Below are 15,327 nucleotides of genomic sequence, written 5' to 3'. Positions count from 1 at the left end.
CCGGTGCCGAAAACCAGCTGGCAACGCATCCTCTTCGTCATGTTCTTCGCGCAGCTGCTTGCCTCCATCGGTTTCTCGACCATCTTCCCTTTCCTGCCCAGCTACGTCGAGTTCCTCGGCGTGAAAGGGTCGGGCTCGATCATCTTCTGGGTCGCGGCCGTTTTCAGCGTGCAGGCGATAGCGATGATGGTCGCTGCGCCCATCTGGGGCGCCATCGCCGACCGCCATGGGCGCAAGCTCATGGTCGAGCGGGCGTTGGTGGGCGGCGCCGTCGTCATCTTCCTCATGGCCTTCGTACGCAGCGCGGAGGAACTGACCTTCCTCAGGCTCGTGCAGGGCCTCACGACGGGAGTAGCGAGCGCAGGCAACTCGATGGTGGCGGCGGCCGCGCCCCGCAACCGGCTCGGGTACGCCATGGGGATGATGCAGACGGCGTCCTGGGCCGGGGCGTCGATAGGCCCCATGATCGGCGGCGCGCTCGAGTACTTCTTCGGCTACCGCCTCTCGTTCGTGGTCACGGCCGGGTTGCTCCTCGTGGGCGGCCTGCTCGTCCTCTTCGGCGTGAAGGAGGACTTCCAGCGGCCCGCGGACGACGAACACGGCGTGAGTGGCATGCTCCACGCGTGGCGCGCGGTGATCAAGACGACGGGCGTGCCCCTCGCCTACTTCCTCCGTTTCAGCGCCTGGCTCGGGCGCACCATGCTGGTGCCCTTCCTGCCACTGTTCATAGCCACGATCACCGTCGACAAGGAGCTGGCCGGCATGTACACGGGCCTGGCCATCGGCCTCGCCGCCTTGTCTTCCACGCTGAGCGGCGTGGTCTTGGGGCGCCTCTCCGATAGGGTCGGCTACAAGCCGATCCTGGTGGTGTCGGCGTTCGCGTGCGCGGTCTTCTACGTGCCCATGGCGTACGTCACCGACGTCTTCCAACTGATCGCCGTCAACGTTCTCATCGGCCTGGCCATCGGCGGCGTCCTGCCCTCCATCAGCGCCATGCTCGCCCGCCTCACCCCGAGGGGGGTGGCAGGCTCCGTGTACGGCATCGACACCTCCGTGGCGGCCGCCTCGCGGGCCGTGGCGCCCATCGTCGCCGGTGTGATCGTCACCCTTACGAGCCTGCCCGGCGACACCAACTACCGGACCATCTTCTTGGTGACTGCGGCGCTCTTCTTGGTGACGGCCCTGGTCGCCGCGTGGCGGCTCCCGAGCCGGGCGGTGGAGCCGGGCGACTGAGGCGCGGCAGGACAGGACCATGCCACTCGCTCCTGGCCGCTTGACGCGCTCACCGGCCGGCGGTACCTTCGAAGCGTCATCAGGGGTGTCCGGGGCATGCGTCCCGGGCTGAGATCACACCCTAGAACCTGACCCCGGTCATGCGGGCGGAGGGAGAGTGACGCTGCGCCGCGAAACGCGCCGCGCGTCCGGTGGTGATGGAAGGACGTGCCGCCATGCGGAAACTCGTTAAGACTACGGTGTCGATCATCCTCGCAACGCTGCTTGGCGCCTGCGCGGCCGAGCGCATCACGGTGCTCACCCACGACTCGTTCGCCCTGCCCGCCGAACTCGTGTCCGACTTCACGAAGAGCACAGGCATCGAAGTCTCGTTCCTGAAGGCCGGTGACGCCGGCGAGGTAGTGAACCGCGCGGTGCTCACCAAGTCGCGACCTCTTGCCGACGTGCTGTTCGGAGTCGACGAGAGCCTCCTCGAGCGGGTGCGGTCCGAGGGCATCTTCGAGCCCTACCTGAGTCCCCGGCTCGCCGACGTCCGCGCCGACTTCATCTTCGACCCGACGGGCCTCATAACCCCCGTCGACGTAGGCTACGTGCTGCCTAACGTGGACGTGGCGTGGTTCTCCAAGCAGGGCCTAGAACTCCCGACCGGACTGGCTGACCTGGCGGCGCCCGCCTACCGCGGCGTGAGCGTCGTCGAGAACCCCGCGACCTCCAGCCCGGGCCTGGCGTTCTTGCTGGCCACCGTGGTGCGCTTCGGCGACGACGAGGCGGGCGTGATGGGCGCCGACGCCAAGTACGCTGATTGGCTCGACTTCTGGGCCGCGCTGGCGGCCAACGACCTCGAGGTGGCGGACGGCTGGTCCGACGCCTACTACACCCTCTTCACGCGCTACGGCGGCGACCGGCCACTGGTCGTGAGCTACGCGACGAGCCCCGCGGCGGAGGTCATCTTCGCGGACGAACCGTTGACCGAGTCGCCCACCGCCAACCTGCAGTGCCCCGGCTGCGCCTACCGCCAGGTCGAGGGGGTCGGGATCCTGAGGGGCACGAAGCATCGCGCCGCCGCCGAGGCGTTCGTGGACTTCATGCTGAGCCCCGCGGTCCAGGCGGCCATACCCGCCGCCATGTTCGTGAACCCGGTGGTCGTGGGTACCGAGCTGCCGCGCGAGTTCGACCTCTACGCCCAGGTAGGCGAGGACGTGGTGGCCGAACCGCTGCCCGCGGCCACCGTGCAGGCCAACCAGGCGCGCTGGCTGCGGCAGTGGACGGCGGTGGTGTTGCAGGGGCGTGACCCGGCAAGCGTTCGCTGACGCAGCTCGGGCTCGGTCGCTCAGTGCCGGTCTTTCGCCACGCCCAAGTAGAGCGCCGCTATGTCATCGCGTGAGCGGAGGTCGAGTGCGGTGCCGGTAGCGCGGACGGTGCCGTTCTCCAGCACCACGCCGCGGTCGACGAACTCGAGTGCCTGGCGGGCGTTCTGCTCCACCATGAGCACCGCCGTGCCGCTGCGGCTGATGGTGCGTGCGGTCTCGAAGATGCTCGTTACCAGCAGCGGAGCCAACCCGGCCGTGGGTTCGTCGAGCAGCAGCAAGGCGGGTTCGGGCATCAGGGCGCGCGCCATGGCGAGGAGCTGACGCTGGCCGCCCGAGAGCGTGTTGGCGGGCTGGCGTCGGCGTTCACCGAGGAGCGGGAAGCGCTCCTCCAGCGCCCTTACCCGGCGCGCCGCCGCACGCGGGCTGAGCGTAGCGCCGCCCATCTCGAGGTTCTCGTACACGGTCATCGACCCGAAGACGTTGTTGATCTGGGGCACGTAGCCGACTCCGCGCCTCACGATGGCTTCGGTGGCGAGCCCCGCGATGTCGCGTTCCCTGAAGCGCAGCCGCCCCGCGGTCGGCCTCACCAACCCGAGCAGCGCCTTCATGAGGGTGCTCTTCCCCGCGCCGTTGGGCCCGAACACGAGTACTTGCTCATCGGCGCCGACCTCGAGGCTGACGCCGAACAGGATCTGCAGCGGGCCGTACCCGGCGTCCAGCTGCTCGACACGCAAGAGCGGCTCAGGAGGCCGGCTCATACGGCGCCTCCCAGGTAGGCTTCGATCACCCTTGGATCGCTCTGAACGCTGCCCGGTGCTCCCTGCGCCAGTACGCTGCCCTGATGCATGACCACCACGTGGTCGCATAGCTCCATGACGAGGTCCATGTCGTGCTCCACCACCAGCACCGTCACCCCCCGCGCGCGCAGGTCGGCTATCCGGGCCATGAGCGTGCGCCTGAGGGTCTGGTTCACCCCGGCGGCGGGTTCGTCCAGTAGCAGCACTTCTGGCGCCGCCATCAAGGCTCGGCCCAGCGTCAGCAACTTGCGTTGCCCGCCAGAGAGGTCCTGAGCGCTGCCGCCCGCAAGGTGCTCGAGTCCGAGGAAGCGCAACAACTCGCGCGCCCGGCCGCGAAGCAGAGCCTCTCGCTCACGCGACCCTCTGCCGGGAAACAGGCCACCGATCAGAGTTTCACCCGGGTGAGCGTTGCCGCCGGCCATGAGGTTCTCCCACACCGACATCGCCGCGAAGATGCGTGGCGTCTGGAAGGTGCGGCCCAACCCGGCCCTGGCGATTACGTCGGCCGGCTTGCCGACCAGCTCCAGTCCGTCTAGTTCGACCCGACCACCGTCCGGCCGGATCACGCCGGTGATGAGGTTGAAGAGTGTCGACTTGCCGGCACCGTTGGGGCCGATCAGTCCGGTGACGCTGCCGCGCGCCACGTCGAACGTGGCGTGATTGACGGCTTGAAGGCCCCCGAACGCCTTGCTGACGTCCGCTACGCGCAAGGCTACGTCGTTATCTGGCGGCGAGGTCATGGCTGGCGACCGGGGGCCGGCTCGTCGGCTGGGGGTCGGCGCAACCTTTCAGGCAGCAGGCCACGCGGGAAGTAGCGCACCACTAGGATGAGCAGCAGGCCGACGACGACGAAGCGCAGGGACGGAACGAAGCTGGGGTTTCGCCGCGTCAGCGGCTCCAGGAACGGGATGTTGCCGAGGAACCGCGTGCTCTCGGTTATGGCCATCAACACCAGGGCGCCGACCACCGCGCCGATCGGGTTGCCGCGGCCGCCCAGCAGCAGCGCGAGCCAGACCTGGAACGTGATGATCGGCACGAACTGGCCAACGTGAACGATGCCCAGGGAATGCGTCCACAAGCTTCCCGCGAAGCCCGCCAGCACACCGCCGAGGGCGAAGGCGCGCAGCTTGAGTCCGGGCGCCGGCTTCCCGAGAGCCCTCGCGGCAGTCTCGTCCTCTCTCACGGCACGCAGCGCGCGGCCGAAGGGGGACGAGGTCAAGCGCACCGACACGGCCAACAGCAGCGCCACCACTACTACCGTCGCAGCCAGGTAGGCGAACGGATAGAGCTCTGCTGGGATGGGGTTGGACCGTAGCGGCTGCGGCACACCGCTTATCCCGAACTGGCCGCGGGTGAGCCAGGTCTCGTTGGTCAGCACGCTGCGTAGGATCTCGGCCATGGCGAATGTGGCGACCGCGAGGTAATGCGATCCGAGCCGCACGCTGGTAGAGCCGATCAGCAGCGCCACCAAGCCGCCGGCCAGACCGGCCGCAAGGAACGCCAGGGGCACCGGCAAGCCGTAACCGAGCTGGTACTGCCCGCCGGCCGCCAAATAGGCCTCGCTGCCCTTGGGTGGCAACGACAGCAAGGCGCTCGTGAAGGCCCCGACCGCGAAGAACGCCACATGCCCGAAGTTGAGCATGCCCGCCAGGCCGAACTGGACATGCAACCCGAGCGTGAGAACGCCGTAGATCAACGCCAGAGTAAGCAGCCCGACGAAGAAGGTCGCCAATGCCATCAGAAACTCCCTCGCAGTAGTCCCTTGGGCCTCAGGAGCAGGACGAGCACGAGGAGCAAGAAGGCGAAGGCGTGGCCGTAGTCCGGCGCCAGGTAGGCGGCGCCGAACTCGATGCCGAGCCCGACGATGAGGGCTCCGAGCATGGCCCCGTAAGGGTTGCCGATGCCCCCTAACAGCACGGCGGCGAACACGACGAGCAAGAAGCCCCAACCCATCACCGGTTGCAACGCGATCTGGGTCATGCCCAGCAGGACGCCGCCCAAGGCGGCGATGGCGGCGCTCAAGAACCAGGTGGTCGCCAACACCCGACCGGTGACTATGCCGGACGCCTTGGCGAGCGCCGCATCGTCGCTGGTGGCGCGCATCATCTTGCCCATGCGCGTGTAGCGAAGCAGTAGGTGGACGCACGCCATGGCCAGCGCGGCGATGACGATGACGAGAACGGGGACCTTCGGGACTATGAGCGCGCCGATCCGCCAAGGCCGCAGGGGTGGTAGCGGGAAGCGCGTCGGGCTGGACCCGAATATCATGCGCACGGCGTTCTGCAGCACGAAAGCGAGGCCCACGCTCGTCACCAGGAGCGACAGGAAGCCGCGGTGCAAGATGGGGTCGAAGAGCAGCCGGGCCAGCACCACTCCTATGAGTCCGACCACGACCATGGCCAGCAGGCTGGCTACGGGTAACGACAAACCCAGCGACACGGCCACGAAGGCCAGGTAGGCGCCGAGCGTGAGCAGCTCCCCGTACGAGAAATTGATGAACCTGGTGACGCCGTAAGACAACGACAGGCCCACGGCGCCGACGCTGATGACAGCGCCCGTACCGAGGCCGAAGATCAACGTCTGCAGGAACGCGGTCACGGTGTACGAGGGTCAAGCGTGGGCGTGCGGTGGCTCGCCGCCACCGCTGCCCCCACGCCCTCTACCCCTCGGCTACTCCAGCGCGGCGGCCGGAACGATCGCCACGGTCTGCCAGGCGCCGTCAACCACCCGCTTGATCGCGAACGGAGCGGTGATGTTGCCGAACGCGTCGAAGTCTATCGGTCCGACCAGGCCCTGGTAGTCGATCTCCTTGCCCGCAAGAAGCGCGGCCTTTCCTGCCATGTATTCGTGTACCACTACCTTGCCCTCACCGGCGTCGGTGACCGGCCTTATGTTGGCAGCGACGCTGGCGCGCGTTATCTCGCCGCCGTCGCGCGCCGCTCGCACCATGGCCAACAAGACGACGTTCATGGCGTCGTAGGTGTTCGTGCCGAAGATCTGCGGCTCCTTCCCGTCAAAGGCCTTCAGCTGGGCCGCGAAAGCGTCGTACAGGCCGGCGCTCTCGGGCGCCGCGACCTCTTCGAGTCCATAGATCCCGTCGACCAGTTGTGGCGTGGCGAGGGCGATGTAATCGCTCGTGGTCTGGTCTTGGGTGACGAACCAGGTACCCTCGTAGCCGGCTTGGAAGGCTGCTTGCATCACGCGCGCGGAATCCTCGGGTGTGGCGACCAGCACGATCAGGTCTGGGTCGAGCGCCAGCGCCTGTTGGACCTCGGTGCGGTAACTGGGCTTATCGGGCGTGAACTGGAAGCTGTCGAGCAGAGGCGTGCCGAAGTCGGTCATGGACTTCTCGATGGGCGCCTGGAACGAAACCATGGCCGGAGCGTTCGCGACCATCAGGACCACCTTCTTGAACGCCGAATCGCGGCCCAGGAATTGGGCGTCGGTTGCCGCCCGGGCCACCGCCCGGCCGCCCAAGGAGTCCGATGGAACGGTGCGGAAGACGTACTGGGTGTTGAAGGAATCGAGCGCGGTCGTGCCGGCGGTCGGCGAGACCATCGGCACCTTGGCATCGACGATCAACTGCTGGGAACCGGCCAAGGACAGCGAGGTCGGCCCGATGAGCGCCACCACCCCGTCGGCGTTGATGAGCTTCTGGGCGGCCGTGAAGCCGGCATCGACGGTGCCCTCGGTGTCTCCCTGCAGCAAGCGGATCTGTGCTCCGCCGATGCCGCCACTCGCGTTGGCATCGTCGGCGATCATCTGGGCGACGGGTTGAACATTGGCTCCCACCCAGTCGTACTGGCCGGTGAAAGGCAGCAGCAGCCCGATGGAGATGGTGCCCTGAGCCATCACGAGTCCGGAGACGAGCGCCAACAACAGCATCACGATGCGCTTCATGTAATCCCTCCCAATCGTCGGCCATTATGTCTCCCGTTCGCCTGACCGGGCCGGTACGATGACACTTAACGAACAGCTCGCGACGCGGTATGGCCCGCGTATGGCGTCCAGTGCGTCCATCAGGGTTCCCAGCCGCCGTCGCTCGCTGGTCCTTGCCCGGGGCCTCGGGCGGCCGGGCTCCGGCGGCCTGGCCCCGCACGTCCTAGCCAGGCCCCGCTCGCCTGGCTAGGACGTGCGGGTAGCTCCGTCATTCCCTGCCGCACGCCCGCGTTATCCTCCTCGCAGCTTCGAAGGGGGGCCGCCTGCCTTGCTAAGGCGCACCACTTACGTCGTCCCCGGCCGCCTCGGCGGGCGCCGCGTGCAAGACGAGCTGGCCGAGCAGGGCAGCCTCGGCCACCAGGTCTTGTCCATGGCCGGCCTCGCCGGCCGCCTGGTAGGGGGCTTCGCTCGGCCCGTCAGTACCTCCGAGCTCCTGGCAGCGCTGCAGGTGCCGCCGGTGGAGAGGCTGACGGGGCTCCGGGAGCTCGCCGGCATGCCCGGTTTCGCGCGGGCCGCAGCACGGACGCTGCGGGCAGTGTGGGACGCCGACCTGGACTTGCGCGAGCGCGCCGCGGCGGGCGGCCGCTGGGCGGAGCTCGCCGCCCTCGAACAGCACGTGGAGGACGCGTTGGAGGGTGGCGCCCTCCTCCCCCACCGACTGGTGAGCCGCGCGAGGCGCCGGGTAGGCCTTGCCCCCACGCTGCTGGGTCCGACGACTCTCGACCGCGTAGACGACCTGCCGCCCCTGTACCGCGGCCTCCTGACCGACCTGGCGCAGCAGGTCTCCGTCACGTGGCGCGGACTGCAGCCGCGCCCGCCGGCTTGGCTGCCGGCGCAGGTCGCCTGGCTGGCGGCTCCGGCTCTCACACCGAGGACGACGCAGACCAGTTGCGCCAACCCGGAGCACGAGGCCCTCGAGGCCCTTCGCTGGGTGCACGAACTCCTGAGCAGCGGGCGCCGCCCCGAGGAAGTGGCCATCGGGACCACGGAAGTGGGCCCATACGACGAGAGCGTGCGCAGCCTCGCCAAGGGCGCCGGCTTGCCCGTGCACGCCGCTCACGGCACACCGGTCCTGGCGACACCCGTCGGCCAGTTACTTGCCGCCCTCGCGGATGCGCTGGCCAGGGGTCCGTCTCAGCCGCACGTCAGGCGGATCGCGGCCGCGGCGCGGGAAGTGAACACCGGCCCCCTTGCCGTCCTGCCCGAAACGTGGTCGGACGAAGTGCACCAAGATGCCGGGCTCACCAGCCTGGCGCACTGGCGCGGTGCGCTCGGACCCTTGGCGCGGCGCGAGCCGCTGCAGGCGCAGATCCTGGAGCGCCTGGTGGCGGACGTCTCGCTCGGCCTACCGGCGGCGAGCAAGGTGGGCGAGCGGTGGTTGCGCGGGGACGCCCTGGCCCTGTGGCGGCGGGCCCTGAACCAGGGTCCTGCCAACGTCCTCGAGCAGTCGCTGTCGCGCCTTCGGGTCGAGGACGGCAACGACCCGGCGACGTCAGTGATCTGGGGACCTGCCGGCACGCTCGTCGGCTGGCCCAGGCCGTACACGCGCCTGTTGGGCCTGACCGCGCGGGCGTGGCCGCGCCGCGCCCCTGATGAGGACGCGCTCCTTCCGCAGCGCCTCAGGCCCGGCATCGTGCTGAGGGAGCGCGGGGTGGGCCGGCAGGACGCCGATAACTTCCGCGCTCTGGTGGCCGCTACCGGCGAGGAGTTGGTGGCCTCCTGGCCCCGCCGCGGCTCTGACGGCCGCAAGCAGACGAAGAGCCGCCTGCTCGCAACCTTGGACGCCGAACGGGCCACGTCTCGACCCAATGCGGGCGCGCATCACGCCCTGAGCGAACCCGACAGGCTCGCGGGCCGCCCAGACGAGCTGGAGGCGGAGCGGCGCTTCCAACGAGCGCGCAGTGTTCATGGTTCGGCCTACACGGCCGAGCTGACGGCGAGCGACGGCGTGGTGCGCCCGGGCCATCCGGCCATCGAGGCGGCGCTTGCCCGTCACCACTCCGCGACCTCGCTCAAGAGTCTCCTCCTCCACCCCTACGGTTTCGTGGCCAGGTACGCGCTCGGCTGGCAGCGCCCCGAGCCCCGTGGTGAGGTCATGGCGCTCGACCCGGCCGCGCTCGGCTCCCTGCTGCACGAGGTGCTCGAGGCGGCGGTCGGCCACCTGGCCCTCGGGGATGAGCCGGCGCTGGAGGAGGCGGTCACCAGGGCGTGCCAGGAGGTGGGGGCGGCCTGGGAGGCGGAGCGGCCGGTGCCACCGGCTGCCCTCTGGCGGGCGACGCTGGAGACCGTCGCGGACTGGGCCCGCTGGGGCCTGACCTTCGAGGAAGGGCTCGACTTCGGCCAGGAGAGTTACGCCGAGTTGCGCTTCGGCTACACGAACGGAGCGGACCGAGGCGGCAGTGGGCCTTGGAGCACGCGTACCGAGGTGATGCTGCCGGGCACCGACCTGCGCCTGCGAGGCGTCATCGACAGGCTCGACCTCGACCGCGTCGGCTTACGAGTGCGCGTCGTGGATTACAAGTCCGGCAGGCAACTCAGGGACGCCGATGGCCTGGCAGGCGGCGACGAGCTGCAGCGCCCAATCTATACCGCGGCGGTGCGGCAGCTCCTCGGCCCCGAATGGCGGGTGGAGGCGCTGCTCGCGTACCCGCGCCACCGGACCACTCTGCCGCTCACCGACCCCGACGCGGCCCTGAGCGACCTGGCCGAGGCCGCAGAACTGGCCGCGGCGAACCTGCGGGAGGGCAACGCGGTTGCCGGGCCGGGCCTGGCTTCGCCGTACGAAGACACGCGCCTCGCGTTCCCCGCTTACGGGGTGGCGCGTTACTTGAGCCAGAAGAGTGCCGGACTCGAACCCCTGCGCCGCAGGCTGGACGAGCTACTGGGAAGTGCGACGTGAACGGTACCGGCGGCCGGCCGCCCATGGACGCCGCGGCGCGGTTGACGGACGCCGCGGCGCGCAAGATGGCGCTTACGGACCGGCACCGAGGCTTGTTGGTGGAGGCAGGGGCGGGCACGGGCAAGACGGCCATCCTGGCTGGGCGAGTGGCCCTGTTGTTGGCGGACGGCGTGGCGCCTCGCAACGTGGCGGCCATCACGTTCACCGAGCTTGCCGCTGCCGAGATGGCGAGCCGGGTGCGGGAGTACCTCGAGACCTTGGCGAGGGGCGAGGTGGTCCCACCCCTCGCTCCTGCGTTCGACGCTTCCGGACCGACCGAGGAGCAGAGGCGGAACCTCGCCGCGGCGTTCGAGGCACTGGACGAGCTCACCAGCACGACCATCCACGGCTTCGCTCGTGAACTCGCGCTGCCGTATCCGGTCGAGGCACGCGTGGACCCTGGCGCGGCGGTCCTGGACGCCGCGGCGGCGGACCTCCTCTTCGACGACGTGTTCGACGCGTGGTTGCGTCAGCGCCTGAGTGCCGACCCGCTCGCCGCCTCCGAGGACCCCTTCATCGACCTCCTGACGCACCCCGAGTCTCCGAGCTTGGAGAGCCTCAAGTCCCTCGTCGGCATCATGCGCGAGCACCCCGACCTGGTCGTCCCGGAGGCGAACGTACAGGCCGCCCGCGAGGCGGTCGACCGTACGGCCCGGCGCTTCGGCCGCCTGGTCGACCGCGAGCCCGCCGCTACGGAGGCCGTCCAAGACTTCAACGAGGCCCTGGCGGCCTACGTAGCCGGGCTGGCGTGGACCGAGGGCACGACCGACACGGCGTTGGCGGCGCTACGAACGGACGCCGGCCCCCTTTTCACACAGAAGAACAGCGTCAGGAAGCTCAGGGCGAAAACGGCCTGGGTGGCGGCGATCAGGTCTGCCGGCGGCTCCGCCGAGGAAGCGAAGGCGAGCTACGTGGCGTTGCTTGCCGCATACGAGGACGCGGCCGCGGCCATCGCCCACCTGCTCTCGACCTCCGTCGATCACTTGGTCGGCCTCTTGATCGGCTCGCTCCGGGGAGCGCTCGAGGCGTACGCGGAGGCCAAGCGGCAACGCGCCGTCATCGACTTCGACGACCTCATAGCGACGGCCGCTCGGCTGCTGCGCGAACACGAGCACGTGCGCGGCGAGCTGGCGGAGCTCTACCGCTACGTGCTGGTGGACGAGTTCCAGGACACCGACCCCCTGCAAGCCGAAATCGTCTGGCGGCTGACGGGCGTACCGACGGAAGGTGACTGGCGGCGGTGGCCCTCACGGCCGGGCGCGAGGTTCGTAGTGGGCGACCCCAACCAGTCGATCTACAGGTTCCGCGGCGCGGACCCCGCCACCTACCTGGCCCTGCGAGACGGCCTGGCCCGAGACCCGGGCTCGAGCACGCTCCGCCTGACCACCAACTTCCGCTCGGTCCCGGGCGTGCTCGAGAACGCGAACTTAAGCTTCCAGGGACCGCTGTCCGCGCCCGGCCAAGCGGGCCTGGCGCCGCTGGACGGGAGCCGCCGGCCGGGGCCCGGCGCCGCACTGGTGCGGCTCAACGTCGTCAGGCAAGACGCGACCCGCGACCAAGCGGAGACGGAGTCGACGGACCCGAACGAAGAACAGGGCCTCCTCATGGGCGCCAAACGGGAAGCGGAGGCAGCCGCCGTGGCGGCGTTCTGCCTTAGCCTCGTCGAGGGACGCAGCGGCCTGCTAGATGGACCGGTCAGTCCAGGTGAGATCGCGCTGCTGGCACCGAGCTTCGTGGGCCTCGAGCACTACGAACGCGAGCTCGAGGCGGTTGGCCTGAACGTCGCGAGCCAGGCGGGCAAGGGGTTTTACCGCCGCCAGGAAGTGCAGGACATGGTCGCGCTCACGTGCGCTCTGGCGCACCCCGCCAACTCGCTGGCGCTGGGCGCCTTCCTCCACGGTCCGATGGTGGGCATCACCGACGAGGAGCTGCTCGACGTGGCGTACGCGCTCTCGCGGTCCGCGGGCGACCCGCAACTCACGCTTGCGACCGACCCCGCCCTGGTGCCGGTGCCGCGAGTGGCCGAGGTCCTCGAAGTGCTGGCACCGCTCGGTGCACGACGCTTCACGGCCGCCCCCTTCGACCTCCTCACCGAGGCGGTGGACGCTCTGCGGTCGAAGGCCGTGCTCGTCCATCGGCACCGCTTCCGGGCCGACCGGGCACTCGCCAACCTTGAGCGCTTCCTCGAGGCGGCCAAGGCGTACGACCTGCGCGGCATCGCCGCGTTCGCAGACGACGTCTGGACCGCCTGGAGCGAAGGCAGCGCGGAACTCGAAGGCCGTGTGGACGCGGAGGAGGACGCGGTCACGCTCATGACCTTGCACTCGGCCAAGGGCCTCGAGTGGCGGGTGGTCATACCCGTCGGCTCGATGTCGCGCCCCAAGGGGGCCGAAGTCCCGCTCTACGACCGGCAGAACAAGCGCCTCGCCATGAGGTTGCTCGGGCACCAGTGCAGCGCCTTGGATGAGAGCCTGGAGCGGGAGGCCGCGGAGCTGCAAGGAGAGCGAGTGCGCCTCTGGTACGTGTCAGCGACGCGGGCGCGAGACCTGCTGGTGATCCCCCGCTTCGACTTCGAGACCGCCGACGGCGCCTGGTGCAACCTCGTGCCTTGGCAGGAGGAAGTCGCCTGGCACCCGGTCACGCCCGATGTTCAAGACCGGCGGTGGACCGACCTGGCCGCGAAGAACACGACTCAAACCCCTGAGGAGTTCGCGGCGCAAACGGCGGTAGTCCGTGGCGTCATACGCCACGTCGAGAGGCGCGCGCCGAGCCGCAGCGACGAGGGTGATGGCGCCGCTGAGGGGGTCAAGGCCGAGGACTCGGTCCCCCTATTCACCGCAGAGCTTGGCACCTGGATCCTCGATGCCCTCGATTCGGTCGAGGAGGCACCCGCCACTGCCTCGACGCTGACGGTGGGAACGGCCCGCGGCATCCTGCTTCACAAGCTCATGGAGGACGTCATCAACGCAGTGGTGGAGGCCGCACAGGCCGCGCTCGCGGTGCGGGCGGCCGGCCTGCTGGCGGAGCTCTCGCCGGACGACCTCGGCGTGGACCCGGCGGAGGTGGCCGGCATGGCCCTGCGCGCCTGGCACGTGCCCGAGGTGGCTGCGCTGCACGGCAGTCTACTGGCCGAGGTCGCGGTGGCGGGCGCCGAACACGACCACGGTACGGGCGGCGAGGTCATCTGGAGCGGGATCGCGGATGCCATCGCGGTCGACCCCCAAGGCCGACCGGAAGTGGTGCTCGACTGGAAGTCCGACCGGGCACCCACCCCGGAGACCCTGGCACATTACCGGGAGCAGGTCCGCGCCTACCTGCGGCTCACCGGCGCCAGGGAGGGGATCGTCGTACTTGCCGCGCGTGACGAGGTGCTGCGGGTGCTGCTCGGTTGAGGCTTCGCGGGCGCGCCGTGGGGCGGCCGGGGGCGGTGGCCTACACTTGAGGCCATGCGGCGCAGCCCCGTCACCCACCTGGCCGGCGCCCTGGCAACCGCCTTCCTCGCCGCCTTCTTGCTCGTGCCGCTGGCTGTCATCCTGGCGCGGAGCCTGACACCCGCCCACGGCGAGGTGTTCGCCGCGGGCTTCCTCGCCGCCCTCACCGATCCCTACAACCTCGGTCGCATCGGCTTCACGCTCGCACAGGCCCTACTTTCCACCCTGCTCACGGTCGCGCTTGGCCTGCCCACGGCGCTGCTGCTGGCGCGCTACCGCTTCCGTGGCAAGCGCGCCCTCACCGCGGCGTTCTCCGTCCCCTTCGTCATGCCCACCGTGGTGGCCGGCATCGGGTTCCTCACGCTGGTGGGCCCGCGCGGCGTCCTCGGCGTCGACCTGCGCAACACCCTGGTCATCTTGCTCATCGCGCATGTCTTCTACAACTTCGCCGTGGTGGCGCGCGTGGTCGGCGGGTTCCTGGAGGGCGTCGCGCCCCGGCTCGAGGAGGCGGCGACCACCCTAGGGGCCACTCCGTGGCGCGCGCTGTGGCGCGTGACGATCCCCCTGGCGCTCCCCGCCACCCTCGCCTCGGCGCTGCTCGTGTTCCTCTTCTGCTTCACCAGCTTCGGGGTGGTGCTTATCCTCGCCCCGGCCGCCAGGTTCGCCACGCTGGAGGTCGAGATCTACCGCCTGACCGTGCGCCTGCTGGAGCTGGACTCGGCCGCGGCCCTGGCCCTGGTGCAGCTCGTCCTCATGATCGGCGTGGGGTTCTTGTACACGAGGCTCCAGGAGCGGCTCTCGGTGAGCGTGGCCCCCGGGGACGCCACGCGGCGACCGACCGGCGCGGGCCACCTGCTACTGGGCGGCATCCTGCTGGTGACGAGCGTCCTGGTGCTCGCACCGTTGGTGACCCTCGCGTCGCAGTCGCTCGCGGCGCCCGGCGCCGGCTGGCCTTCACTGAAGAACTTCTCGAGCCTCCTCACGCCTTCGGACACCATCGGGTTCACCGGCCTGTGGCACGCGCTGCGCAACTCGCTGGCGTTCGCGTTCAGCAGCGCCGCCCTGGCGCTGTTGGTCGGCTTCTTGTTCGCGTACGCGGTGGCGCGTGGCGGCTGGCGCTGGCTGGACCAGGCGAGCCTCCTGCCGCTAGCGACCAGCCCCGTGACGCTCGCGTTCGGCTACCTGCTGACCTACCCCGTGCTCGTTGGCTCCGCGTGGGGCGTGCCCCTGGCACACGCCCTCCTCGCGTTCCCGTTCGTGACGCGCACGCTGCTGCCGGCCTATCGATCGCAACCACCGGCGCTGGCGGGCGCGGCCGCCAGCCTGGGCGCCGGACCGCTGAGAACGCTGTGGCGCGTCGAGTTGCCCCTCCTCAGGCCGGCCTTCCTCACGGCGGCGGCCTTCGCCTTCGCCGTGTCCATGGGCGAGTTCGGGGCCACGCTCTTGCTCGTCAGGCCCGAGTACGCCACCCTCCCGGTGGCCATCTTCGACCGCCTGGGGCGGCCGGGCCAGGCCAACTACGGGGAGGCCCTGGCGCTGGGCGTGGTGCTGATGCTCCTGACTGCCGCCGTCATGCTGTTCCTGCAGCGGCGCGGCCCGAGCGAGTTCTGAACGCATGGCCGGCGCCGGTATGATGCCGCTGAACATGCCGACAATCCCCCTCAGCACTGCAACGGCCC

10 protein-coding genes and 1 riboswitch are annotated in these 15,327 nt (G+C 69.8%); of the genes, 5 read left to right on the top strand and 5 right to left on the bottom strand.

Annotated features, from left to right (window positions below):
* The first annotated feature begins 3 nt into the window (after positions 1-3).
* Entirely contained in the window at positions 4-1,233 is a 1,230-nt protein-coding gene (locus tag ROY82_03225) for an MFS transporter (GenBank protein ID MDT3681479.1), read from the top strand.
* Between the two features lie 71 nt (positions 1,234-1,304).
* Positions 1,305-1,406: riboswitch (TPP riboswitch) on the top strand.
* A gap of 42 nt (positions 1,407-1,448) precedes the next feature.
* A complete protein-coding gene (locus ROY82_03220; GenBank protein ID MDT3681478.1) occupies positions 1,449-2,543 on the top strand; it encodes a thiamine ABC transporter substrate-binding protein in 1,095 nt (364 codons plus the stop codon).
* Positions 2,544-2,563: 20 nt separating this feature from the next.
* Here the strand turns inward: ROY82_03220 and ROY82_03215 are convergent, their stop codons facing one another.
* The 5 genes from ROY82_03215 to ROY82_03195 form a co-directional block, all read right to left on the bottom strand.
* Positions 2,564-3,301, bottom strand: a complete 738-nt coding sequence (locus ROY82_03215) for an ABC transporter ATP-binding protein (protein MDT3681477.1) — start codon at positions 3,299-3,301, stop codon at positions 2,564-2,566.
* Complete coding sequence (locus ROY82_03210) at positions 3,298-4,080, bottom strand: ABC transporter ATP-binding protein (protein MDT3681476.1); 783 nt, start codon at positions 4,078-4,080, stop codon at positions 3,298-3,300. Before ROY82_03210 ends, ROY82_03215 begins: the two co-directional genes overlap by 4 nt.
* A complete protein-coding gene (locus ROY82_03205) occupies positions 4,077-5,078 on the bottom strand; it encodes a branched-chain amino acid ABC transporter permease (GenBank protein ID MDT3681475.1) in 1,002 nt (333 codons plus the stop codon). Before ROY82_03205 ends, ROY82_03210 begins: the two co-directional genes overlap by 4 nt.
* Complete coding sequence (locus ROY82_03200) at positions 5,078-5,938, bottom strand: branched-chain amino acid ABC transporter permease (GenBank protein MDT3681474.1); 861 nt, start codon at positions 5,936-5,938, stop codon at positions 5,078-5,080. The genes ROY82_03205 and ROY82_03200 overlap by 1 nt, the downstream gene beginning before the upstream one ends.
* 72 nt (positions 5,939-6,010) lie before the next feature.
* Complete coding sequence (locus tag ROY82_03195) at positions 6,011-7,240, bottom strand: ABC transporter substrate-binding protein (protein ID MDT3681473.1); 1,230 nt, start codon at positions 7,238-7,240, stop codon at positions 6,011-6,013.
* Positions 7,241-7,547: 307 nt separating this feature from the next.
* Here ROY82_03195 and ROY82_03190 point away from each other — a divergent pair, with 307 nt between their 5' ends.
* The 3 genes from ROY82_03190 to ROY82_03180 are packed head-to-tail and all read left to right on the top strand — an operon-like array spanning position 7,548 to position 15,259.
* A complete protein-coding gene (locus tag ROY82_03190) occupies positions 7,548-10,178 on the top strand; it encodes a PD-(D/E)XK nuclease family protein (protein ID MDT3681472.1) in 2,631 nt (876 codons plus the stop codon).
* Entirely contained in the window at positions 10,175-13,609 is a 3,435-nt protein-coding gene (locus ROY82_03185; protein ID MDT3681471.1) for a UvrD-helicase domain-containing protein, read from the top strand. Before ROY82_03190 ends, ROY82_03185 begins: the two co-directional genes overlap by 4 nt.
* A gap of 54 nt (positions 13,610-13,663) precedes the next feature.
* Entirely contained in the window at positions 13,664-15,259 is a 1,596-nt protein-coding gene (locus ROY82_03180) for an iron ABC transporter permease (GenBank protein ID MDT3681470.1), read from the top strand.
* The last annotated feature ends 68 nt before the right edge of the window (positions 15,260-15,327 follow it).

Origin of the sequence: Truepera sp. (genome assembly GCA_032027045.1) — a bacterium.
Classification (GTDB): domain Bacteria; phylum Deinococcota; class Deinococci; order Deinococcales; family Trueperaceae; genus JAAYYF01.
Note: the sequence above shows the minus strand (reverse complement) of the source record. Positions and strands in the feature narration are given on the sequence as shown.